The following is a 22,781-nucleotide window of genomic DNA, read 5'->3' as shown; positions in this document are numbered from 1 at the left end:
CGTGTCCAAAAATGAAAAGCTGCTGGCCAAACTGCTCAATGAGCAAATGGCATTTACATGGCCCGAACCCGTCACGCTGCTGCGTCGCCTGGGCTACACACAGATCGAAGGGGCTGGAAGCCGCGTCAAGTTCGACAGTGGCGACCCCACTGCCATGATCACGCTGCACAAGCCTCACCCTGGCAACGAACTGAAGCACTACATTCGACGCCAGATCATCGAACAATTGAAATCAGGAGAACTAATTCAGTGAACAACCAACTCAAACACAAAGGCTACATCGGCTCTATCGAGGCCAGCCTTGAAGACAACTGCCTGTTCGGCAAGATCTTGTTCATCAAGGCGCTGATCAGCTACGAAGGAAAAACCGTCGCTGATTTGGATGCGGCTTTTCAGGCGGCCGTGGACGACTATCTCGTGACGTGCCAGAACCTTGGTCAAACCCCGGAAAAGCCCTGCAAGGGCTCTTTCAATGTGCGGGTTGGGCATGACCTGCATTTGGCTGCGGCGCTGGCGGCGACCCGCAAGAAAGTCACGCTCAATGACCTGACGCGTCAGGCGCTGAATGAGTTCCTGCAACATCACTTCGCAGAACTTCACCCCAGCGCATAGCAAACTACCCCAACCGCCGATACCCCAGTAATGCCGCCCCCAGCACCACGCCTCCCGCGGCCAGCGCCACCCAGAACCCGCTGGCGGCACCGAAGTGGTCGATCATCCAGCCGGAACTCGCGGCGCCAATGGCTACCCCGATGCTCAGGCCGGTGATCAGCCAGGTCATGCCTTCGGTCAGGCGGCTGGGCGGGACGAGGCGTTCCACCAGGGCCATGGAGACGATCAGCGTTGGCGCGAAAAACAGCCCGGAGATAAAAATCGCCACGGCCAGGCCGGGGATATTGCTTACCCACAGCAACGGCACGGTGGTCAGCGCCGTCGCCGCCCCGCAAGCGAGGAACTGCCGAGGCAAGGACGCCTTGAGCTTGAGCGCGCCGAAGGCCAGCCCGGCCAGGCACGAGCCGATGGCGTACACCGACAGCACAATGCTCGCCGCCGCCGGTTGGCCCTGCTGCTGGGCGAACGCCACGCTGACCACATCCACCACGCCGACGATCACGCCCATGGCCAGCAGCAGGATCATCAGGATCAGCACCGAGGGCGACGCGATCAGCCAGCGGCCTTGATGATCCTGATGCGCATGCACCGGCGGTTCGGTCTCGCGCTGCAACACGAAGGTGGTGACACCTACGGCCAGCAGCAGCGCCGCCGCTAACGGCCCGGCCTCGGGAAACACTACGACGCTCAGCCCGACCGAAATCGGCGGGCCGATGATAAAGCACACCTCATCGAGCACCGACTCCAGGGCAAACGCCGTGCGCAATCGGGGTTGGCCGCGATACACCTCGGTCCAGCGTGCTCGCACCATGGCTGACATATTCGGCATGCAGCCGCACAGCGCGGCAAATACAAACAGGGTCCAGGTCGGTGCCTGCAGGCGCGTGCATAACAACAACAGTAATAACGCGCCGCCGCCAATCAACGCAGCGATCGGCAGCACCCGGCCCTGCCCGTAGCGATCCACCAGGCGCGAGACCTGGGGCGCACAAAACGCCGTGGCCAGGGCAAACACCGCCGCCACCGAGCCCGCCAGGCCATAGCCACCCTGCACTTGCGAGAGCATGGTGATCAGGCCGATACCGGTCATGGACACCGGCATGCGCGCAAGCATGCCCGCCAGCACAAAGGCGCGGGCGCCGGGAACCTGGAATAAATCCGCGTAAGGGTTTGCCATGACTCAGACGCCTTCTGTGCTGAATGTGCGCATTCTTTCCATCACACCAACCGTTTGATCTGCTTATGCCGCCATACCAACCGGTAATACGCGGTCTGCAGCCCGAGCATCGCCAGGTAGGTGACCGGGAACGCCATCCACACCCCTTCCAGACCGAAATGCGCATTGAACAGGTAGGCCATCGGCAACTCGACGCACAGCACGCAGAAAATCGAAATCGCTACCGGCAACAGCACCACGCCACTGGCGCGCATGATGCCCCCCACCACAGCCTGAAAGCCGAACACCAGGATGCTCCACAACATGATGTGCAACAGGTGTTCAGCGTTGACCCGCGCCTGCGCCTCAGTGATGAACAGCCCCAGCAACCAGTGCGACAGTGCATAGCCGAGCACAATCAGGCCGCCGGTCAGGCAGGTATTGATCAGCAGGCCGGTGCGCAGGATCGGGCCGATGCGCTCCAGGCGCCCGGCGCCGATTGCCTGGGCGCCGAGGATCGAGGCCGTGATGGCTATCGACAAGGCCGGGAACTGCACGTAGTTGACGATCTGCGTCACCGCGCCATAAGCCGCAGTGGCTTGGGAGCCGTGGCCGTTGACCAGCGCCAGGATGACCAATTCCGACAGCGACAACACCACCATTTGCAGGCCGGTGGGCAAGCCGATACGCAGCACTTTGCCGAGAATCGCGCGGTCCAGGCGTAAAGCCGCAAGTAACTCGCGATCCGGCGCCATCACATGCTGTTTGCGGCGCAGGCGCAGGATCAAAAACAGCATCGCCGCCCCGTTGCCCACCAGACCGGCGTACACCGCGCTCTGGATGCCCAAGGGCGGCAGGCCGACCCAGCCGCCAATCAACGCGGGAGTCAGCAGCAAGCCCACCAGGGTCGAGACCATCAGCGCCAGCAAGGGTGAAATGGTGTCACTGACGCCGCGCAACAGTTGGGTGTAGAGGATGAACACCAGCAGCAACGGCATGATCAGCATCATCATCCGCGCATAGCCGACCGCATCGTCGAGCACATCCAGCGGCGTGCCAAGGGCCTGTAACGCCGAGCGCGCGAACAGGCTGCCCAGCACCGCCGCACTCACTCCCACCAGCGCGCCCAGGGCCAGCGTAGCGCCGGTGATGGACTTGACCATCGCGGTTTCCTGAGCACCCCACGCCTGGCCGATCAACACCGACGCGCCCGCCCCCAGGCCGATCACCAGGGCGATGAAAAAAAACACCACCGGGAACATCCCCGACACCGCTGCCAGGGCCTGGGTGCCGAGCATTTGCCCGACATAGATGCCATTGAGGGTGCCGGACAAACTTTGCAGGAAGTTGGACAGCACCATCGGTGCGAGAAAGATCAGGTAGACCTGCCACAGCGGACGTTGCAAAGGGCTTTGCATGAAAAAACCGGGCCTCGGAGAGCTAGAGCGTCCGAGGGTTATACCGTAATTGGATCCTATCTTCCCGTGCTTTATCCGGTCACGGCCCATGAAGGTCCTGATGGGTCGAGTGGGGTCATCGCTGAGCGTCCTGCAATTGGCCAAATACGTTATTGGTGCGGCCTACATCGTAGGCAGCACCTTGATTGTCATATTCGATCCAGTAACGATTGATGACCCTGGCTGCTTTAAATCACTTGGTCGACATTCTGCATCTTCAGACGCATCTCGTTACTTGGACAGACGCTCAACGGTGTCGCGCCCTATGATTGTGTCGGGTTTATCACTTTCGTCCATAGAGTCCATTTGTCGATTGAACGAAGGACGACTGATGATTTCAAGGGCCAACAAAGTCAGCCGATCACTGACCGGATCCCCCGTCAGAGGCTTTCTTGCAACGTCGCGAATCGATTCCTGAGTTATTTTGTTGTTTTCGTTAGGCTTGAAATAATCAAAATTATTACCCAACTCCAAGGCCAGATCTGAGTCTTCGGCATTTTTAAAATTAGAAGCGACCTCAGCATTCTGTCGGCTCATGCCGTTCTCCATTGGAGAATAATTACGGGCCCAGCTGTCGCCATACCCATTCTCGATACGCTGACGCTGCATGCAGTCGTTAGGCATCTCCAATCTGTCGGGCATTCCGCGCATGCTGGAGAAAACATCTTCCGCGTCATACAGAGCCATAGCCTCGAACACGTCTGTCGGAAAGATACGATCACTCTGCCAGCCGCGATTGATGGCGCCATCGTGCTTGCTGTCCAACCGGACATTTTGGGTGATCTCCCGGGCGAGCATTGTCATCCGATCGTGAAAAAAATCGCCGCTCATTGGACGCTCGCCAGTGCGCGCAAGTGCGTCACGCGAAACGAAACGCGATCCTGGCTCTGCGAAACGAGATTCTGGCTCTGCGAAATAGCCGAAGTTGTTTGCAAACTCTCCCAAAATACGCGACGGAGTCATGCCTCCATTGTTATAGGCAGACTGACCTGCACCAAGCAATTGGCCATTGCTAACGGGCATTGGGTTGTAGGTAAATTCATTGTTAAAGAAATTTCGCGCAGGCGGACAAAACACGTTCATAGTCGTTCCTCGTTAATAGAGTCTTTCACTATTAACCCAGGCAAACCCTACACTGGGTCAACGCCGCATGTGTGGCGGCCTATAACTCAACAGTTCCAGCGATCCGTCGTGAAAGTACTATCGACTGCACGAACAGTAGGTTTTCCTACTCAGACCAAAGCCAAGACCGCAGTGAGAAATACCTCTACGACAGAGTAGGGACAGCCTTCCGTCCAAGCATCGCCAGGCTCAATCGCCAAACGTCTTCGACGGCCTACGCAACGTCGGATCAAAGGGATTGAGCCTCGGCCCGATGGCGGCGGCTTCGCGCTTGAGCAACTCCACCACCATCGGCAAGCGGCTCGGCCCCAAGCGATCACTGATGGTCGCCACACTCAACGCAGCCACCGCGTGCCCCTCGCGATTGAGGATCGGTACCGCCAGGCCCGCCATGCCTTCCAGCACCCCGGTATTGCGCGCCGCATAGCCCAGGGTGCGCACGTTCTCCACTTCCGACCGCAGCAGCACTTCGTCGTAGAGGTGAAAGTCCTTGAGCCGGGGCAGGTTGTAGCGGATCACGGTTTCGCGCTCCTCCTCCGGCAAGTAGGCCAGGATGGCCAGGCTGCCCTGCCCCACACCCAGGGCGACGCGCCCACCGATGTCGCCGGTGAAGGTGCGGATCGGGTACGGACCTTCGCTGCGGTCCAGGCAAATCGCATCGAAGCCGCTGCGCGCCAGCAAAAACAGCGAATCGCCCAAGGAGGCGCTCAGGCGCAACAGACTCGGTCGCACCAGGTCGCGCAGGTTGCCGGTCTTGCCCGCATTGGCCGCCAGGGCGAAGAACTCCAGGCTCAGGCGATAGCGCTTGCTGCGCGCATCCTGCTCCACCATGCCCTCTTCCATCAGGCTGCGTAGCAGGCGGTGGGTGGTGGGTTGCGAAAGGCCGACCTGTTGCGCGAGCTGCGTCACCCGTTCGCCGCCTTCGCAGACTTCGCCCAATGCGCGCAACAACGCAAACACGCGTGACACAGCACCGGCGCCAACTTCCTTTAGATTTTCATTCCGCTCAGTGGAATCCATACCGCATATTCTCGCTGTTAATTCTGTTGAATGAATAAAACTGAAAAAAGTAGTTCATTCAGTGAAATTCCATCTTTCGCGCATCCTAGTCTTCGTCCTAATCTGCGTCCACAGGGGCGAAAACGAACAACACGCGGCAGCCGACTCAAGATCGAGCGCCAACGCACCCGCAATACGCTTTTCGCATCTGCCCAAAACAAAAAAAGCGCGTTTCGACGCGACTGAAAAAAGGTGGAACGCAGACATGGCATTTCTCCAACTCAACGCCTTGAGCAAACGCTACGGCGCCGTCGACGCCGTGGTCGCCACCGACCTGGCCGTGGAAAAAGGCGAGTTCGTTTCCCTGCTCGGCCCTTCGGGCTGTGGCAAGACCACCACCCTGCAAATGATCGCCGGCTTCGTCGAGGTGACCAGCGGCCAGATCCTGCTGGATGGGCGCGACATCACCCACGCCAAGCCCGCCAGCCGTGGCCTGGGCGTGGTGTTCCAGAGCTACGCGCTGTTCCCGCACATGAGCGTGCGCGACAACGTCGCCTTCGGCCTGAAGATGCGCAAAGTGCCCGCCGCCGAGATCGCCAGCAAGGTCAAGACCGTGCTCGACTTGGTGCGCCTGGCTCCCCACGCCGAGCGTTACCCGCGTGAGCTGTCCGGCGGCCAGCGCCAACGCGTGGCCCTGGCGCGCGCCTTGGTGATCGAACCGCCAGTGCTGCTGCTGGATGAGCCGCTGTCCAACCTCGATGCCAACCTGCGCGAAGAGATGCAGTTCGAGATCCGCCGCATCCAGTGCGCGGTAGGCATCACCACGCTGATGGTCACCCATGACCAGGCCGAAGCGCTGTCCATCAGCGACCGCGTGGTGGTGATGGAGGCCGGCCGCGTGACCCAGATCGACGCGCCCTACACCCTCTACGAACACCCGCGCACACGCTTTATTTCTGACTTCGTAGGCAAGGCCAACCTGTTGCCCGGCGATTACGACGCCCTCGGCACGCCGCAAGTGCGGCAGGAAAGCGGCGACGGCGAACTGACCCTCAGCCTGCGCCCGGAGAAAATCCAACTGGTGAATGCCGGCAGCGGCCGCCTGCAAGGCCAGGTGCTCGACCGCTTCTTCTTCGGCAGCCAATGGCTGTACCGCATCCACACTTCGCTGGGTGAAATCACCGTGGTGCGCGCCAACGATGGCAGCGCACCGCTGGGCAACGGCGCAGCGGTGGGCCTTGAGTGGCCGGCCGAGTTGCTGCGGGTGCTGGCTGCCGACGAGGTACGCCCATGAGTCGGGGCTATCTGCTGTCACTGCCGGCGCTGCTGCTGTTTACCGGGCTGCTGATCCTGCCGTTGGGGCTGACCCTGGTGCTGTCGTTCAACGTGTTCGACTACCAAGTGGGGGTGAAGGCCCATGAGTGGACCCTCGCCCATTACCTGGCGCTGTTCAGCGATGCGTATTTCTACGAGATCTTCTGGCGCACGTTCTGGATCAGCGCGTTGGTCACCTTGCTGTGCGTGGTGATCGGCGTGCCGGAGGCCTACATCCTCAGCCGCATGGGCACACCGTGGCGCTCGATCTTTCTGATCCTGATCCTCACCCCGCTGCTGATATCGGTGGTGGTGCGCGCGTTCGGCTGGAGCCTGCTGTTGGGGGCCGATGGCCTGGTCAACCAATTGATTCAACTACTCGGCGGGCGCCCGGTGAAGCTGTTGTACACGCCGTTCGCGGTGATCATCGCGCTGGTGCATGTGATGCTGCCGTTCATGATCATTCCGGTATGGACCTCGCTGCAAAAGCTCGACCCGTCGGCCGAGCAGGCGGCGCTGTCCCTTGGCGCCAGCCAGGCCACGGTGATGCGCAAGATCGTGTTACCCCAGGTGATGCCGGGGTTGCTGTCCGGCACCCTGATTGTGTTCGGCCTGGCCGCCAGTTCGTTCGCGATCCCCGGCCTGCTCGGCGGACGCCGCCTGAAAATGGTCGCCACCGTGGTGTACGACCAGTACCTCTCGGAACTCAACTGGCCCATGGGCGCGACCATCGCGGTGGTGCTGTTGCTGGTCAATCTGCTGATCATGCTGAGCTGGAACCGCCTGCTCGAAAGCCGTTACAAAAAGTCCCTGGGGGTTTAGACACATGTCCAGAAACGGTCCTTTGGCCCTCGGCTTCCATGGCTTGGTGGTGCTGTTCATGATGGCGCCGCTGGTGGTGGTATGCCTGGTGGCGTTTACCCCGGAGAACACCTTGAGTCTGCCGACCCAGGGTTTCTCCCTGCGCTGGTTCCGCGCGGTGTTCGAGCGTGCCGACTTTATCCAGGCGTTCTACAACAGCCTGATCCTGGCGTTCAGCGCCGCGACCCTGGCCACGCTGATCGCAGTGCCGGCGGCGTTGGCGATCAGTCGCTACTCGTTTCCGGGGCGCGACTTTTTCAGCGCCTTGTTCCTGTCGCCGATCATCATTCCGCACCTGGTGCTGGGAGTGGCGATGCTGCGCCTGTTCGCCTTGATGGGAGTGAACGGCAGCTTCACTTGGCTGATGCTCGCCCACGTCGTGATCATCACCCCGTACGTGCTGCGCCTGGTGCTGGCGGCGGCCATCGGCATCGACCGCAGCGCCGAGCAGGCCGCCGAATCCTTGGGGGCCGGCCGCTTTACGCTGTTTCGCCAGATCACCCTGCCGATGATCCTGCCCGGCGTGGCCGGCGGCTGGCTGCTGGCGTTTATCAACAGTTTCGATGAAGTGACTTTGTCGATTTTCGTCAGCTCGCCGGCGACCCAAACCCTGCCGGTGCGCATGTACGTGTACGCCACCGAATCCATCGATCCGATGATGGCGGCGGTGTCGGCGCTGGTGATCGCGCTGACGGCGGCGACCATGATTCTGCTGGACCGGGTCTATGGCCTGGACCGCGTACTGGTGGGGAAACATTGATGGGCCTGTTCAAACGCTTGGCCGAAACCGCGCGCCCTGTGGTCGCGTTTACCCTCGACGGTCAGCCGGCCAGCGCCTTGCTCGGCGACACCCTGCTGACCGCCGTGCTGACCTGCAGCGAACACCTGCGCGGCAGCGACTTTAGCGCCGAGCGCCGCGCCGGGTTTTGCCTGATGGGCGCCTGCCAGGATTGCTGGGTGCGGCTGGAGGACGGCCGGCGCGTGCGGGCCTGTTCGACCCTGCTGGAAGAAGGCCAGGCGATCCGCCGCGATCCGGGGCGTACAGCATGAAACCGGTGGTGATTGTAGGCGCAGGCCCGGCGGGCATCAGCGCGGCGCGCACCCTGCTCGATTACGGCATCCGCGCCTGCCTGGTGGACGAAGGGCTGCGCGGCGGCGGGCAGATTTATCGGCGCCAACCCGAAGGCTTCCAGCGCACCGCCCAGCAGCTCTATGGCTTCGAAGCGGGCAAGGCCCAGGCCGTGCATCGCACCCTGGATGAGTTGGCCCCCTTGATCGACTATCGGCCACGCACCCTGGTGTGGAATGCCGAGGACCAGCGCCTGGACCTACTCACGGATAACCGCGCCGACAGCGTCGAGTATTCGCGGCTGATCGTCGCCACCGGCGCCACCGACCGTATCCTGCCGGTGCCCGGTTGGACCTTGCCCGGTGTCTACAGCCTGGGCGCGGCGCAGATCGCCTTGAAGTACCAGGGCTGCGCCATCGGTGAGCGGGTGGCGCTGTGTGGCAGCGGGCCTTTGTTGTATTTGGTGGCATACCAATATGCCAAGGCCGGTGCGACGGTGGTAGCGGTGCTCGACAGCGCCCCGTTCAGCGCCCAGTGCCGCGCGCTGCCGGCCCTGCTCGGGCAACCGGCGACGCTGGCCAAGGGCATGTACTACCGCGCCTGGCTGACGGCCCACGGGGTACCTGTGCATCAGGGCGCGACGCTGGCGCAGATCGACGGTGTGCAACGGGTCAGCGGCATTCGTTGGGGCGCCCATACCCTCGCCTGCGACGCCGTCGCCTTCGCCCATGCCCTGCGCAGCGAAACCCAACTGGCCGATCTGCTCGGTTGTGCATTCGCCTGGAACCCCTTGAACCGCGCCTGGCTGCCCACCCGCGACAGCGCCGGACGCAGCAGCGTAAACGGCGTATACCTGGCAGGTGACGGCGCCGCAATCATGGGCGCGGACGCTGCGCAAATGGCCGGCGAACGCGCGGCGCTGGCGCTACTGGAAGACGCCGGCGTCGCCACCGATCGGCACAGGCCCGCCGTGCTGGAACAGCAATTGGCGCGCATCCAGCGCTTTCGCCTGGGGCTGGAGACCGCGTTTCCCTTTCCAGAAAAGTGGGCGGCACAAGCGCCGGACAATCTGACCGTGTGTCGCTGCGAAGAAGTCAGCGCCGGCGATATCCGCGCGGTGGTGGACGACGGTCACTGGGAGATCAATCGGGTCAAGGCCCACTGCCGCGTCGGCATGGGGCGCTGCCAGGGCCGGTTGTGTGGGTTGGCGGCAGCGGAGATTGTCGCTGAGCGCAGCGGCCGCAGCGTGGAGGACGTCGGTCGCCTACGTGGTCAAGCCCCGATCAAGCCGCTGCCGTTTGGCGTGCAGGTGCAGCCATGAGCGACGTGATCGTGCTGGGGGGCGGTATTGTTGGCGCTTCGGCGGCGTTGATGCTCGCCCAAAAAGGCCAGCGCGTGACGCTGGTGGAGCGTGACTTTTGCGGCTCCCATTCCAGCGGCGTCAATTACGGCGGCGTGCGCCGCCAGGGTCGGCCCCTGCATCAATTGCCACTGTCGCAGCGCGCCCATCAGTTATGGGGCGAGTTACCGGGTTTGATCGGCATCGACGGCGAATACGTGCGCTGCGGGCATCTGAAATTGGCCCGCAGCGCCGCCGATTTCGCCGCGCTGCACGCCTACGCCGAGCGCACCCGCGAGTTTGATCTGGGCCTGCAACTGCTGGATCGCGCCGAACTGCGCGCGCGCTTCCCGTGGGTGGGCGACGTGGCGGTCGGCGCCTCGCTGTGCCCGGAAGACGGGCATGCCAACCCGCGCCTGGTGTCACCGGCCTTTGCCCGCGCGGCGCAGTGTCACGGTGCGGTCGTGCACGAACAGGCCGAAGTGGTGCGCATCAAGCACGATGGCCGCGTGTTCCAAGTGCACTGCGCCAATGGCCTGCACTTGCACGCGCCATGGCTGTTGAACTGTGCCGGTGCCTGGGCCGGCAGCGTGGCCGCACAGTTCGGTGAACCGGTGCCGATCACCTCGGCGCACCCGGCGATGCTGGTGACCGAGCCGCTGCCGGTAGTGATGGACGTGAGCACCGGCGTCGAAGGCGGCGGGATCTATGCGCGCCAGGTGGCGCGAGGCAATTGCATCCTGGGTGGCGGGCGTGGTTTTGCCCTCGGGCCGCGTCAGGCACGCCCCGGGCAAGCGGCAGTGCTGGAGATTCTGCGCAATGCCGCCGAGCTGTACCCGTTTCTTCAGGGCGCCCAGGCGATCCGCACCTGGAGTGGCACCGAAGGTTACCTGCCCGATCATGAACCGGTGATCGGTCCCAGCAGCACCACACCGGGTCTGCTCCACGGTTTCGGCTTTGCCGGCGCCGGGTTCCAGCTCGGCCCTGCCGTCGGTGAAGCCTTGGCAGAGATCGTCTGCTCGGGCGCCAGCCGTCAGCCCATCGAAGCGTTTTCCATCCGTCGATTCCAAGCCTGAGAGGAAAAACCATGAACCCACGTAATGCGCTGTCCTGCTTGACCCTCGCCCTGTTCGCCGCCGGTGCCCATGCCGCGCCGACGCTGTATCTGGGCATGAACGGCGGCACCATGGAACGGGTGTATGCCGATAAAGTACTGCCCGCGTTCGAGAAGGCCAACAACGTCAAAGTGGTGATCGTACCCGGCACCTCGTCGGACATTCTCGCCAAGGTCCAGGCCAATAAAAACAACCCGCAGATGCACGTGATGTTCCTTGATGACGGCATCATGTACCGCGCCATTTCCATGGGCCTGTGCGACAAACTCACGCCCAGCCCGACCCTGGAGCAAATCCCGGCCAAGGCGAAAATCAAGGACCAAGCGGTGGCCGTGACCCTGGGCGTCACCGGCCTGGGCTACAACGCCAGGCTGTTCAAGGAAAAAGGCTGGGCCGCCCCGACGTCGTGGATGGACCTGGCCGACCCACGCTTCAAGGACAAAGTGGTGTTCCAGTCCCTGGCCTCCTCCACCTTCGGCCTGCACGGCTTCTTGATGTTCAACCGTTTGCAGGGCGGCGATGAGACCAACGTAGACCCCGGCTTCAAGGCCTGGCCGAAAACCGTCGGCCCCAACGTACTGGAATACATCGCCAGCTCGGCGAAAATCTCCGAGATGGTGCAGACCGACGAAGCCGCGATCTTCCCTCTCACCCCAACCCAGGTCGCCACCCAGAAACTGCTAGGCGTACCGATGGAATACGCGCAACCGAAGGAAGGCGCGGTGGTGCTCAACGTCGCCGAATGCGTAATCGCCCGCAACGACCAGCCGGAGCTGGCACAGAAACTCGCGGCCTACCTGCTGAGCGCCGAAGCCCAGGCGCCGGCGCTGGAGGAAGGTGACCAGATCCCCTCGAACCCGACCACGCCGACCACCGACAAAACCCGCGCGCGGGTGGAGGCGATGCAGGGTTATTTGCAAACGGCGATTTCGATTGATTGGGACCAGGTGAACCAGGCGCGACCGGAGTGGAACGCGCGGTGGAGTCGGTCGATTGAGCGGTAGAGCGCGGGGCCAGCCCGCTCACCACAGAGTTATTTCAGCCTTTGAAACGTGTGTAGAGATCTATGGCTATCGGGGTCAAATGCACCGAGTTGCCGGGTGGTGGCCCAAAGGAGTTTAACTGTGAGGGGGCTTGCTGTGGGAGGGGGCTTGCCCCCGATGGCGGCCTGACAGCCGACCCGGAGGTTGGATCAAAACGAGTACATATCCGTTGCCGCGGTCACGGCAGCTATGGGTTCCGCCCTTACGGCGGGTCACTTTTGGAAGAGCGCCAAAAGTAACCAATAACGCTTTGCCCCACCACTCGGCACCTCGCCTAGGCTCGGTGTGCCCGTAATCCGACATTGATTTGGGGGGCCGCCGCCACGCGCCATCCATGGCGCGGGGCGGCTAAACCGGCATCCCTGCCGGTTCACCCCCCAAATCAATGCCGAATTCCGGCCAGCGTGGTTAACGGGGCGCCTGAGATCAAAAGCAAGAGCAAGAGCGGCTCGCTTCGCATCGTGGTTAGGGTTGGTGGCTGCATATTTTCGGTGACATAGCCTGAGAAAATGAGGTTCTCGTGGTGAGCGGGCTCACCACAGAGTTATTTCAGCCTTAAAACTTGTGTAGAGATCTATGGCTATGGGGCCAAATGCACCGAGTGCCGGGTGGTGGCCCAGAGGAGTTTAGCTGTGGGAGCACGCTCGCTCACCATCTGCGAGCCTGTTCACCATAAGCAAGCCCACTCGTCCCGGACAGGGTACGAGGTTAGAGGGGAACGACAGGCAGCGCGCGTTTGTGTGCGGTCTTGCGGTAGGCGCTTTCCACTATCGTGCGTACCTGCTCACTGACGGGTTCGCCCATCAGGTAGGCATCGATATCGTCATAGGTGCAGCCGTAAGCGACTTCGTCCAGTTTGCCCGGCGCCAGTTCTTCGAGGTCGGCGGTGGGGGCTTTTTTGACCAGGTTGGCCGGCGCGCCCAGTGCGGTGCCAAGCAGGCGTACCTGGGTCTTGGTCAGGCCGGACAGCGGCGCCAGGTCACAGGCGCCGTCGCCGAACTTGGTGAAGAAGCCCATCAGCGCTTCGGCGGCATGGTCGGTGCCCACCACCAGGCCGTTGTGCAGGTTGGCCACGGCGTACTGCGCGATCATGCGGGCACGGGCCTTGACGTTGCCTTTGATGAAATCCACCTGCGCGGCGCTGGCTTCGCTGGCCGCCAGGCTGGCCATCAAGCCGTCGACACTGGCGGCGATATTCAGGGTGTCGATCTGGTCCGGCTTGATGAAGTCCAGGGAGGCCTGAGCATCGTGCTCATCGGCCTGGCTCTTGTAAGGCAGGCGCATGGCGATAAACCGCGCGGGATAGCCATCGTCACGCAGTTGTTCGGCGGCCAGCTGGCACAAGCGGCCCGCCACCAGCGAGTCGACACCGCCGCTGATGCCCAGCACCAGCGCTGTGCAGCCGGACTGGCGCAATGTGTGTTTGATGAAATCGATGCGGCGCTGGATTTCCTGGGGCTCACCGCCCTTGACCAGCCCGCGGTTGATGTTCAGCTCCTGAGCGATGCGGTCCTGGGTTTGCATGTCACACCTCCACTTTGCCAACGTTGAAGACTTGCGCGGCGTACTGCAAAAACGAGGCGTCTTCGCAGACGTTTTTCACCGGGTCGTCGGAGAACTTCACCACCGGTTCGCCGTGGACCCGCACCAGCTTCATCACAATGCTCAGCGGCTCCACGCCGTCCACATCGCAGGCCAGGCTGGTGCCCATGCCGAAGCCAAAGCGGGCCTTGCCGCGAATGTGGCGCAGGATCGGCAGGCATTTTTCGAAGTTCAGCCCATCGGAAAACATAAGGTCTTTGGTCATGGGGTCGATGCCGAGTTCCTTGTATCTGGCCAGCACTTTATCGGCCCACACGATGGGATCACCGGAGTCCTGGCGCAGGCCGTCGTAGAGCTTGGCGAAGTACAGGTCGAAATCCTTGAGGAAAAAATCGGTGCTGATGCAGTCGGTCAAGGCAATGCCGAGGCGGCCGCGGTATTCACGTACCCAGTTTTCCAGCGCGGCGTTCTGGCTTTCGCGCAGGCGCCCCAGTTGCTGGTGCACCATCAGCCATTGGTGGGCCATGGTGCCGATCAGCGGCAGGTCAAACTCGTAGGCCAGGTGGGCGTTGCTGGTACCGACAAACTGGCCGGGGAAATCGCGGCGCATGATGTCGACCACTTCGCGTTGGGCCTTGAACGACAGGCGCCGACGGGTGGAAAAATCGGACACCCGCAGGTCGGCGAGTTCGTCGCGGCTGAGGTTTTTTTCCAGCCAGTCGAATTTCTGATAGAGCTTGCGGGTGACGTCTTCCAGGGTCACGTCGGGGTATTTATCGCGGTTGCGCAGTTCGCTGACCAGGGCCAGCACCGGTTGCTCGAACATGATGCAGTGCAGCATCGGGCCGATCACGCGGATGTTGAGCTGGCCGTCCACTTCACTCACATGGATATAGCGCAGGTTGAAGCGGAACAGACCGAGGAAGCGCTCGTAGTCGGGTGTAAGGTATTCGCGAAAACGCGGGTTGAACAAAAAGCGCAGCTCGCCTTCGCGCATTTGCAGGCCAGCGAGTTTTTCCAGCTCGGCGCGCAGTTCGGGGATCAAGTGGCCGAGCTTTTCCTTGGAACGCACGATGAAGTTGTATTCGACATCCACGTTGGGGTGCTGGTGCAACACCGCTTGCATCATGGTGAAGGTGTAGTAGTCGGTGTCGAGCAAGCCCTGAATCACCGGGGATTCGTAGTCGTATGCACTTTCCATGGTGTCTCTCCTTAACGCGTGGCCATCGCGGCCAGTTCTTCGCGGGTGCGGCTGATAACGGCCCCCGCCTTGAGCAACTCATTGACGGCCTGCACACCGCCCTCCTCGCTGATCCCACGGCACGCCGGCAGGTGCAGGACCACTTCCAGGCCGGCCTTGAGCAGTTGCAAGGCGGTGGTCTTGACGCAGAAATCCAGGGCCAGGCCGCCGACGATCACCCGAACCACGCCGTGGGCTTTCAAATATTCGATGACGCCAGTGGACAGCTTGTCGTGCAGGTCGTGGTAACAGGCGCCGTAGGGGTGCAGGTCAGGTTCGACGCCTTTCCAGACGAAGTAATCGTAGTCATACGGGGTGGGCAGTTCGTCGAGCAAGGTGAAGCCTTCGGTGCCCGGCACGCAGTGGCTGACCCAGGTGAGGTCGGCGTGTTCCAGGCCGGTGGCTTGCATCATGTCGCTCTGCTGCTGGACCACCCACGGAGCGTTAGGGGTGTGCGCATCTTTGCTGCCGATACGGTGGCCGACCAGGCTGGCCATGTAGTTCAGCTCGGCACCAATCTGATCACCGCCGACCACGGGCAACTCGTTGGGGCACAGGGGCGTAAAGCTCTTCTGGGCATCGACGTCGAATGAAGCAATGGCAGTTTTGGAAAGGGTCATGGCGGTTCTCCTGTGGCCTGGAAACAAAAGTACACGTCATGTACTTTCATTGCAAGAAACATTTATTAATATGTATGGGCGCAAGTACATGACATATTTTTTCGATCCGTTAGACTGTGCCCCACCGCTGTTTAGAAGGATGCCCCATGTCACTCAGCCCCTACCTCCACACCGTCGACCTGTGCGTGCTGTTTTATTGCCGCGAATCGGGAGAGATCAAACTGCTGCTGAATCAGCGCGAAGCCGAACCGTTCGCCGAGCACTGGGCGCTTCCGGGGGTGGTGGTCAATGGCGACGTGCAAGATCTGAGCCTCAAGGATGCAGTGGAGCGATTGCGCGCCAGTGACAAGGTCGGCCTGGAACTGGCCTGGTGCGAACAGGTCGGCACGGTGGGCGATGCGTTTCGCGACCCGCGCTGCTGGTCGTCGTCGACGTACTACCTGGCAATCGTGGCGGGTGAGGTCAGCCTGGGTGAGCGTCAGGGCTGGTTTTCACTCAATGCCGTGGCGGACGGCAGGATCCGGCTGCCATTCGATCACAACCTGATCGTCGCAGCCGTGCTGGAGCGGTTGTTGTCCAAGTCGCTATACAGCAGCTTGCCGTTGATGTTCCTCGGCCAAGAATTCAGCGCGCCGCAAGCGACGGCGATCTTTTCCGTGGTACTGGGCAGACCGGTGCTCAAGACCAGTATTCGTCAGCGTTTGTTGAAGCTGACCGAGGCGGGCTACCTGCGCGAGACTGGCCGTAAAAAGCCGGGCGAAGGCGGCAGGCCCCAGGCGACGCTGCAACAACTGAAGCCTGGGGCGGTGTACTTTTTTGATCGCAGTTTTGCCGAGTAGCCTGGCTGCCCGGCTGGCTCAACTCATCCAGTTACCCCCGTCGACGTTGTAGGTCTGGGCCACCACGTAATCAGCGTCCTTGGTCGCCAGGAAGATCGCCATGCCGGTCAGATCCTCGGCAGTGCCCATGCGCCCGAACGGTACTTCGGCTCCCACGCGTTTTTTCTTCTCGCCCGGCGCCAGGCCCTCATGCCGGGCGAACAGCGCGTCGACACCCTCCCAGTGCTCGCCGTCCACCACGCCGGGGGCGATGGCGTTGACGTTGATGCCGTGTTGGATCAGGTTCAGCCCCGCCGATTGCGTCAGGCTGATCACCGCCGCCTTGGTCGCGCAGTACACCGCCACCAGCGGTTCGCCACGCCGTCCAGCCTGGCTGGCCATGTTGATGATTTTGCCGCCGTGGCCCTGGCGGATCATCTGCCGCGCAGCCGCCTGCAGGGTGAACAGGGTGCCGGCGACGTTGATCGAGAACAGCCGTTCGAAGCTTTCGCGGGTGATGTCGACGATGGGCGCCAGGTCGAACAACGCTGCGTTGTTGATCAGAATATCCAGCTTGCCGGCGTGGGCCACCACGGCGCCAATGGCCGCATCAATGGAGGCTTGCTCGGTCACATCCATGGCCACCGCATACGCCTGGGGGCCCAGTTCGGCTGCGGTTTGCCGCGCCTGTTGCAGGTTGATGTCGGCGATGGCGACCGTGGCGCCTTCTGCGATATAGGCCTGGGCAAACGCGCGGCCAATGCCCCGCGCCGAGCCGGTGATCAACGCGCTCTTACCGTCGAGTCGTTTCATGGTGATGTCCTGATCATTATTTGGGATAGCCGGCGCGTTTCATCTCGCGTTCGGTGCTGGTTTGCGCCTGCTGCAAGGCTTGGTCGACCGACATGCCGCCGGTCAACGCGGCCGAGAACAGCTTGCCGACCGACGTACCGATGGCCTGGAACTCGGGGATGGTCACGTACTGAATGCCCACGTACGGCACCGGTTTAAGCGACGGATGGGCGGGGTCGGCGTGTTGCATCATCGCCAGGGTCACTTGGGCAAACGGTGCAGCTTTCAGATAGGCCGCGCTATAGGTGGATTGGCGGGTGCCCGGCGGTACGTTGGTGATGCCGTCTTGATCGGCGACCCATTGGATGTAGTCCTTGGACGTAGCCCAGGTGATAAAGGCCTTGGCCGCATCCTTGTGCTTGGACGTGGCCGGAATCGCCAATGACCAGGCGTATAACCAGGAAGAGCCTTTGTCGGTGACTTCGGTGGGCGCCGCCGCGAAACCTACGAAGTCGGCGACCTTGCTCTGACTTTTGTCGGTGGTGAAAGAACCAGCCACGCTGGCATCAACCCAGATCGCGCATTTACCGCTGTTGAACAGCGCCAGGGTTTCGTTGAAACCATTGCTGGACACGCCCGGCGGCCCGTACTGCTTGAGGGTGTCAACGTAGAAATTGGCCGCCGCCGTCCACTCGGGGCTGGTCAGTTGCGGTGTCCATTGCTCGTCGAACCAGCGCGCACCGAAGGCATTGGCCATGGTACTCAGCAGTGCGATGTTCTCGCCCCAACCGGCTTTGCCACGCAGGCACATCCCGTATTGGCCCTGGGCTTTGTCGGTGAGTTTGGCGGCGAATTCGCCGAGCTGGCTCCAGGTCGGGTGCGCGGGCATGCTCAGACCGGCTTGCTGGAACAGATCGGTGCGGTAGTAGGTCACGGTGCTTTCACCGTAGAACGGTAAGGCGTACAGGGTGTTATTGACCGACAAGCCCTGGCGCACCGAGGGGAAGATATCGTCGACATCGTAGTCGGGCGGCAGTTGAGTGAGCGGCTCCAACCAGTGCTTGGCGCCCCATAACGGCGTCTCGTAAGTGCCGATGGTCAGCACGTCGAACTGCCCGCCCTGGGTGGCGATGTCGGTGGTAAGGCGCTGGCGCAAGACGTTCTCTTCGAGCACCACCCAATTGAGTTTGATGTCCGGGTGCTGCTGCTCGAACACCTTGGACAAGCGCTGCATACGGATCATGTCGCTGTTGTTGACGGTGGCGATCGTCACGGTGTCGGCAGCCTGGCTGGGCAGTGCCAGGGCCAGGCCGCTGAGCGCGAACAGCGCATGGGCAAGTGTGGTTTTGCAGGTTGGGAGCATGGCGGTTTCCACCTGTTGTTTTTGTTGTTGAGCGCCGATTACAGCAGCTTGGTCACGCCCTCACAAACCCATGGCGGATGCCCTTCTGGTACTTTTTTAACCCTTGGCGCCGAGGCAAAAAAGTATCAGTGGCGGGCCGAGGCGCGGGTAGCGCACGGGTGACCAGCGGCGTATTTTTAGGCAATCCCCCTCCAACAAGAGGCATCCCCATGCCCGTCAGCCGCGCCACCCTGTTCGAACATCGCCCGGCAGAGCGCGAAGTGATCCTGCCCGAGCCGGACCATTGCTTTCGCTGGTTCGAACACGACTATCCCTATGAACTGGCGCGCTGGAACCATCATCCCGAGTTTGAAATCCACCTGATCCGCCACGGCAGCGGCAAGTTGGTGGCGGGCGATTACATTGGTGCGTTCAGCGCCGGGCACGTTGCGCTGATCGGCCCCGACCTGCCCCACGACTGGATCGGCGACCTCGCCCCCGGCGAATACCTGGCCGGCCGCGACGTGGTGTTGCAATTCGACGGGGCTGCCCTGCTCGCCTTGCGCAACACCCTGCCGGAACTCGGCGACTTACAACGCTTGTTCGAACAGGCGAGGCGCGGCCTGGCCTTCAGTGGCGACACCGCCGTGCGGGCCGCGTGCCTGATGGAAGACATCGGTCGCGCCCAGGGCCTGCAACGCTTGATCTTGTTCCTGCAATTGCTCGACACCCTGAAAAACGCCCCGACGCACCAGATGCAAACCCTGGCCAGCCCCTGCTACGCCCCCACCCTGGACGCACGCAGCGCCGAACGCATCCACAAGGCGTTCGACTACCTGATGCGCGAACTGACCGGCGACGTGCGCCTGTCGGAGATCGCCCGTCAGCTGGACATGAGCGAGCCGGGGTTCTCGCGTTTTTTCAAGCGCAACACCGGCCATGGTTTTATCGACCTGATGCGCAAATTTCGCGTGCAGCGCGCCTGCCGCTTGCTGCTGCAAAGCGAGATGTCGGTGGCGGATATCTGCTTTGAAGTGGGCTACGCCAACCTGTCCAATTTCAACCGGCACTTTCGCATCGAGATGCAGCAAACCCCGAGCGACTATCGGCGCGACACCGCCGTGCACCTGTTCGACAGCAGCAAAAAATGACACCCAGCCAATGTTGATCAACAGGTCGACTATTAACCGAATTTCCCCGTTATTTCAGTGCGCTAAACAAAGTTGGTACAGCCTGTGCAAACGTTTGCGCTAAGAACTTGCCAGACAAGTTCCGAGCTGCCCGAAGAATCGGGTTCAAACCGCGCAAGAACAGGGATTTTCAATGCATCGCACCTCTCGGCTCCCCGCTCCATTGGCTGTTTCTGTGCTACTGGCCGCCGTTACGGGACTACTCAGCGCACCCATTTTGGCGCAGTCCAAGCCCACCGATGACTCAGCACAGGGCGAAACCCTGGCCCCCGAAGCCAGCCCGGCGAAAAAAGGCGTGTACCTGTCGGACTGGTTCAACCAAGACCTCACGCTGATCGGCAGTAAAGACATCAGCTTCGGCCCCAAGCCCACCGATGACATCTACCTGGAATACGAGTATTTCGGCCGCAAAGGCCCGTTCGAGCTGTATGGCTATATCGATGTGCCCAAGATCCTCACCATCGGTAACAGCAATGACAAAGGCGTGTGGGACCATGGCTCGCCGGTGTTCATGGAGCACGAACCGCGAATCTCCATCGACTACCTGGCCGGCCGCAGCCTGGCCGTCGGCCCGTTCAAAGAGTGGTACGTAGCGTTCGACTGGATCTACGACCACGGCAGCAACAAGGAAAACCGCGCCAATACGCTGTACAGCGGGCTGGGCACCGACATCGAGACCCACTCGCGGGTCAACCTGTCGGCCAACTTCTACGGGCGCTACCAGTGGGAAAACTACGGGGCCAGCAACGAGTATTCGTGGGACGGCTACCGCGCGCAGATGAAGTACATCGTGCCCATCGGCAAGTTCGACAACGGCGCCTCGCTGACCTACATCGGCTTCACCAACTACGATTTCGGCTCGGACCTGCACAAGGACAACCCGGCGCGCACCGCCAACGCCTTGGTGGCGACCAACGTGCTGCTGTATTCGTTCACGCACCTGCGCTTCACCCTGGTCGGCCGCTACTTTCACAACGGCGGCAACTGGGAGGACGGCAGCGAGTTGAATTTCGGCGAAGGCAACTTCCGCGCGCGTTCCGACGGCTGGGGTTATTACGCCGGCGTAGGCTACCAATTCTGATTTAAGGAGCACTCGATGAATGTATTCAACCGCCTCTCAATCGCCATCGGCCTCGCCTTGCTGGCCCCTGTGGCGCTGGCACAGGCGCCGATCAAGCCCAAAGTGATGCTGATCACCATGTTCGCGCCCGAGGCGCAAACCTGGATCGACCGTCTGGCACTCAAGCAGGAAGTGCGCGTGCCGGGTCTGTCGGCCGAATATCCAGTGATCCGCTGCAACACCCAGGACGTGTGCCTGCTGGTCACCGGCATGGGCCAGACCAACGCCGCCGCGTCAACCCTGGCCCTGGCGTTGTCGCCGCAGTTCGACCTGCGCCAGAGCTACTTCCTGGTCGCCGGCATCGCCGGTATCAGCCCCAAGCACGGCACTCTCGGCACCGCCGCGTGGGCCCATTACCTAGTGGAATTCGGCACCCAGTGGGAGTTGGATTCACGGGATGCACCCAAGGATTGGCCGACCGGTTACCTGGGTATCAACACCAAAGGCCCCAACGAAAAGCCGCCGCTGGACTACAAGACCGAAGTATTCGAGCTAAACCCGGCGTTGCAGGCCAAGGCGTTTGCCTTGTCCCATAAGGTCGAACTGATTGAAAGCAAAGAGTCGGCCGCCTGGCGCAAACACTACCCCGCCGCCCCCGCCAACCAGCCGCCGCAGGTCACTCGCTGTGACACCCTGGCCGGCAATACCTGGTTCTCCGGCACGCGGCTGAGCGAACGCGCCGAGGTCTGGACCAAGCTGCTGACCGACAACAAAGGCGAGTACTGCACCACCCAGCAGGAAGACAACTCCACCTACGAAGCCCTGCTGCGCGCCAGTCGCGAGGGCCGGGTAGACATCCAGCGCCTGGCGGTAGTGCGTGCCGGCTCGGACTTCGACCGCCCCTACCCCGGCTACAGCGAGGTGGATAACCTGCTCAAGTACGCCGACCAGGGCGGCTTCGTGCCGGCGCTGGAGAACCTGTACCGCGCCGGTAACCCGCTGGTGCAGGCGATTTTGAACAACTGGTCGGCGTGGGAAAAAGGGGTGCCAGACGCCTGAGCCGATGGCCCCGCGCGAGGGGCGCTTGCTCTAGCAGGCAAGCGCCCTCGCCCCCTCACGGCAGCAGAATGAATTTATCCGCGCTGCCCCGGTTCACCGCGTCATAACAGGCCACCCCATCGGCCAGCGCCACCTCGCGCAGGCCGGTCGGCAGCGGCAACGTACCTTCATCGAAGAAGCGCCCGAATTGCGCGAGCATCACCGCGCATTGTTCGCAGTTGTAGAGCAATGAATTGATGCCCACCACCGAGCCGCCCTTGCGATACAGGGCCAGGGCCGGCAGTTGCACATGACCGTCCGCCGGCGCGGCGATGATCGCGATGCGCCCGAACGGGGCCAGACCCGCTACCGCCGCCGGCAGCCAGAAACCGGTAGTGTCGAAGATCACCTCAGCGCCGCCCTCGAACACCCCATGCACCTGGGCGCCCAGCGCATCAGGCTCGGCCAGGGCAATCGCGGTGTACCCCTCGGCCTGCAACGCCTCGACTTGATCCGCACGGCGCACTGCCGCGAGTACCTGGGCCCCACGAATCTTCCCCAAGGCCAGGGCCGCGCGGCCCACGGCGCCATTGGCACCGATCACCAGCAACCGCGTGCCGCTGCCGACACCGCTGCGCTCCAACGCATCCCACGCGGTGGTGTACGGCACGCCGAGGCTGGCGGCCTGGGCAAAGCTCAACTGCGCCGGTTTACGCGCCACACCTTGGGCCGACACGGTCAGATATTGGGCGTGGGAGCCGTCGGCAAAGAACCCCAGGTCCCGGCCGGTGCCCCACACTTCCTGGCCGAGCAGCGCCTGGGGGCCCTGCACCACCACGCCGGCAAAGTCGCGGCCAGGGATGCGTGGCAGTGTGGTGTAGGGGAAACGCCCGAGCACGTTTTTGACGTCGCTGGGGTTGAGGCCGGCGGCTTTGATCTGCACCAGCACGTCACCCGCGGCCGGAACCGGCGTGGGGATGTCAACCAGGCGCAGCGCGGCGAGGTCGCCGGTGGCGGAAAATTGCAATGCGTTCATGTTCACTCTCCAGCAG

23 protein-coding genes are annotated in these 22,781 nt (G+C 62.2%); 13 read left to right on the top strand and 10 right to left on the bottom strand.

Features of this window, described 5'->3' with window-relative positions:
• Position 1: 1 nt before the first annotated feature.
• Positions 2–253: a type II toxin-antitoxin system HicA family toxin gene (locus FIV35_RS11310; RefSeq protein WP_034137851.1), complete on the top strand. Its 252-nt coding sequence runs from the start codon at positions 2–4 to the stop codon at positions 251–253.
• Entirely contained in the window at positions 250–612 is a 363-nt protein-coding gene (locus tag FIV35_RS11305; RefSeq protein ID WP_034113094.1) for a type II toxin-antitoxin system HicB family antitoxin, read from the top strand. Before FIV35_RS11310 ends, FIV35_RS11305 begins: the two co-directional genes overlap by 4 nt.
• A gap of 4 nt (positions 613–616) precedes the next feature.
• Here the strand turns inward: FIV35_RS11305 and FIV35_RS11300 are convergent, their stop codons facing one another.
• The 4 genes from FIV35_RS11300 to FIV35_RS11285 all read right to left on the bottom strand — a co-directional run bounded on the left by FIV35_RS11300 (position 617) and on the right by FIV35_RS11285 (position 5,367).
• Complete coding sequence (locus FIV35_RS11300) at positions 617–1,789, bottom strand: MFS transporter (RefSeq protein WP_034137850.1); 1,173 nt, start codon at positions 1,787–1,789, stop codon at positions 617–619.
• Positions 1,790–1,830: 41 nt separating this feature from the next.
• The gene (locus FIV35_RS11295) at positions 1,831–3,186 is read right to left on the bottom strand and encodes an MATE family efflux transporter (RefSeq protein ID WP_034137849.1); all 1,356 of its coding nucleotides are present in this window, start codon (positions 3,184–3,186) and stop codon (positions 1,831–1,833) included.
• A 270-nt stretch (positions 3,187–3,456) separates the two neighbouring features.
• Positions 3,457–4,308: a hypothetical protein gene (locus FIV35_RS11290; RefSeq protein WP_146374979.1), complete on the bottom strand. Its 852-nt coding sequence runs from the start codon at positions 4,306–4,308 to the stop codon at positions 3,457–3,459.
• A 228-nt stretch (positions 4,309–4,536) separates the two neighbouring features.
• Entirely contained in the window at positions 4,537–5,367 is an 831-nt protein-coding gene (locus FIV35_RS11285; protein ID WP_034137847.1) for an IclR family transcriptional regulator, read from the bottom strand.
• A 244-nt stretch (positions 5,368–5,611) separates the two neighbouring features.
• Here FIV35_RS11285 and FIV35_RS11280 point away from each other — a divergent pair, with 244 nt between their 5' ends.
• From FIV35_RS11280 to FIV35_RS11250, 7 genes are read left to right on the top strand one after another with little or no spacing between them, the layout of a single operon-like run.
• A complete protein-coding gene (locus tag FIV35_RS11280) occupies positions 5,612–6,640 on the top strand; it encodes an ABC transporter ATP-binding protein (protein ID WP_034137846.1) in 1,029 nt (342 codons plus the stop codon).
• The gene (locus FIV35_RS11275; protein WP_034137845.1) at positions 6,637–7,482 is read left to right on the top strand and encodes an ABC transporter permease; all 846 of its coding nucleotides are present in this window, start codon (positions 6,637–6,639) and stop codon (positions 7,480–7,482) included. The genes FIV35_RS11280 and FIV35_RS11275 overlap by 4 nt, the downstream gene beginning before the upstream one ends.
• A gap of 4 nt (positions 7,483–7,486) precedes the next feature.
• A complete protein-coding gene (locus FIV35_RS11270) occupies positions 7,487–8,281 on the top strand; it encodes an ABC transporter permease (protein WP_034137844.1) in 795 nt (264 codons plus the stop codon).
• Positions 8,281–8,571: a (2Fe-2S)-binding protein gene (locus FIV35_RS11265; protein WP_034096957.1), complete on the top strand. Its 291-nt coding sequence runs from the start codon at positions 8,281–8,283 to the stop codon at positions 8,569–8,571. Before FIV35_RS11270 ends, FIV35_RS11265 begins: the two co-directional genes overlap by 1 nt.
• Positions 8,568–9,911, top strand: a complete 1,344-nt coding sequence (locus FIV35_RS11260; RefSeq protein WP_034137843.1) for an FAD/NAD(P)-dependent oxidoreductase — start codon at positions 8,568–8,570, stop codon at positions 9,909–9,911. Before FIV35_RS11265 ends, FIV35_RS11260 begins: the two co-directional genes overlap by 4 nt.
• Entirely contained in the window at positions 9,908–11,005 is a 1,098-nt protein-coding gene (locus FIV35_RS11255) for an NAD(P)/FAD-dependent oxidoreductase (protein WP_034137842.1), read from the top strand. The genes FIV35_RS11260 and FIV35_RS11255 overlap by 4 nt, the downstream gene beginning before the upstream one ends.
• Before the next feature lie 11 nt (positions 11,006–11,016).
• Positions 11,017–12,048, top strand: a complete 1,032-nt coding sequence (locus tag FIV35_RS11250) for an ABC transporter substrate-binding protein (protein ID WP_034096954.1) — start codon at positions 11,017–11,019, stop codon at positions 12,046–12,048.
• Between the two features lie 747 nt (positions 12,049–12,795).
• On the opposite strand, the gene nadE is transcribed toward FIV35_RS11250, so the two are convergent.
• From nadE to FIV35_RS11230, 3 genes are read right to left on the bottom strand one after another with little or no spacing between them, the layout of a single operon-like run.
• A complete protein-coding gene (gene nadE, locus FIV35_RS11240) occupies positions 12,796–13,611 on the bottom strand; it encodes an NAD(+) synthase (protein WP_034138672.1) in 816 nt (271 codons plus the stop codon).
• A gap of 1 nt (position 13,612) precedes the next feature.
• Positions 13,613–14,830, bottom strand: a complete 1,218-nt coding sequence (gene pncB / locus FIV35_RS11235; protein WP_034138673.1) for a nicotinate phosphoribosyltransferase — start codon at positions 14,828–14,830, stop codon at positions 13,613–13,615.
• Positions 14,831–14,841: 11 nt separating this feature from the next.
• On the bottom strand, positions 14,842–15,489 hold the full coding sequence (locus FIV35_RS11230; RefSeq protein WP_034138674.1) for an isochorismatase family protein: 648 nt from the start codon (positions 15,487–15,489) through the stop codon (positions 14,842–14,844).
• 146 nt (positions 15,490–15,635) lie between these two features.
• Here FIV35_RS11230 and FIV35_RS11225 point away from each other — a divergent pair, with 146 nt between their 5' ends.
• Positions 15,636–16,328 (top strand): NUDIX hydrolase, encoded by a 693-nt coding sequence (locus tag FIV35_RS11225; RefSeq protein ID WP_034138675.1) that lies wholly within the window; start codon positions 15,636–15,638, stop codon positions 16,326–16,328.
• 18 nt (positions 16,329–16,346) lie between these two features.
• Here FIV35_RS11225 and FIV35_RS11220 read toward each other — a convergent pair whose 3' ends face one another.
• Together FIV35_RS11220 and FIV35_RS11215 are read right to left on the bottom strand one after the other, a co-directional pair.
• Entirely contained in the window at positions 16,347–17,120 is a 774-nt protein-coding gene (locus FIV35_RS11220; protein ID WP_034138676.1) for an L-iditol 2-dehydrogenase, read from the bottom strand.
• Between the two features lie 16 nt (positions 17,121–17,136).
• The gene (locus tag FIV35_RS11215; protein WP_034138677.1) at positions 17,137–18,462 is read right to left on the bottom strand and encodes an ABC transporter substrate-binding protein; all 1,326 of its coding nucleotides are present in this window, start codon (positions 18,460–18,462) and stop codon (positions 17,137–17,139) included.
• Between the two features lie 209 nt (positions 18,463–18,671).
• On the opposite strand from FIV35_RS11215, the gene FIV35_RS11210 reads away from it, so the two are divergent.
• From FIV35_RS11210 to FIV35_RS11200, 3 genes are all read left to right on the top strand, one after another.
• Complete coding sequence (locus FIV35_RS11210; protein ID WP_034138678.1) at positions 18,672–19,592, top strand: helix-turn-helix domain-containing protein; 921 nt, start codon at positions 18,672–18,674, stop codon at positions 19,590–19,592.
• A 172-nt stretch (positions 19,593–19,764) separates the two neighbouring features.
• Positions 19,765–20,712: a nucleoside-specific channel-forming protein Tsx gene (locus tag FIV35_RS11205; RefSeq protein WP_034138679.1), complete on the top strand. Its 948-nt coding sequence runs from the start codon at positions 19,765–19,767 to the stop codon at positions 20,710–20,712.
• Between the two features lie 15 nt (positions 20,713–20,727).
• Positions 20,728–21,750 (top strand): purine-nucleoside phosphorylase, encoded by a 1,023-nt coding sequence (locus FIV35_RS11200; RefSeq protein WP_034138680.1) that lies wholly within the window; start codon positions 20,728–20,730, stop codon positions 21,748–21,750.
• A 55-nt stretch (positions 21,751–21,805) separates the two neighbouring features.
• Here FIV35_RS11200 and FIV35_RS11195 read toward each other — a convergent pair whose 3' ends face one another.
• Positions 21,806–22,765, bottom strand: a complete 960-nt coding sequence (locus FIV35_RS11195; protein ID WP_034138681.1) for a quinone oxidoreductase family protein — start codon at positions 22,763–22,765, stop codon at positions 21,806–21,808.
• Positions 22,766–22,781 lie beyond the last annotated feature (16 nt).

Origin of the sequence: Pseudomonas rhodesiae, assembly GCF_007858255.1 — a bacterium.
GTDB classification, from domain to species: Bacteria; Pseudomonadota; Gammaproteobacteria; order Pseudomonadales; family Pseudomonadaceae; genus Aquipseudomonas; species Aquipseudomonas rhodesiae.
This window is presented reverse-complemented; position numbering and strand designations above follow the sequence as displayed.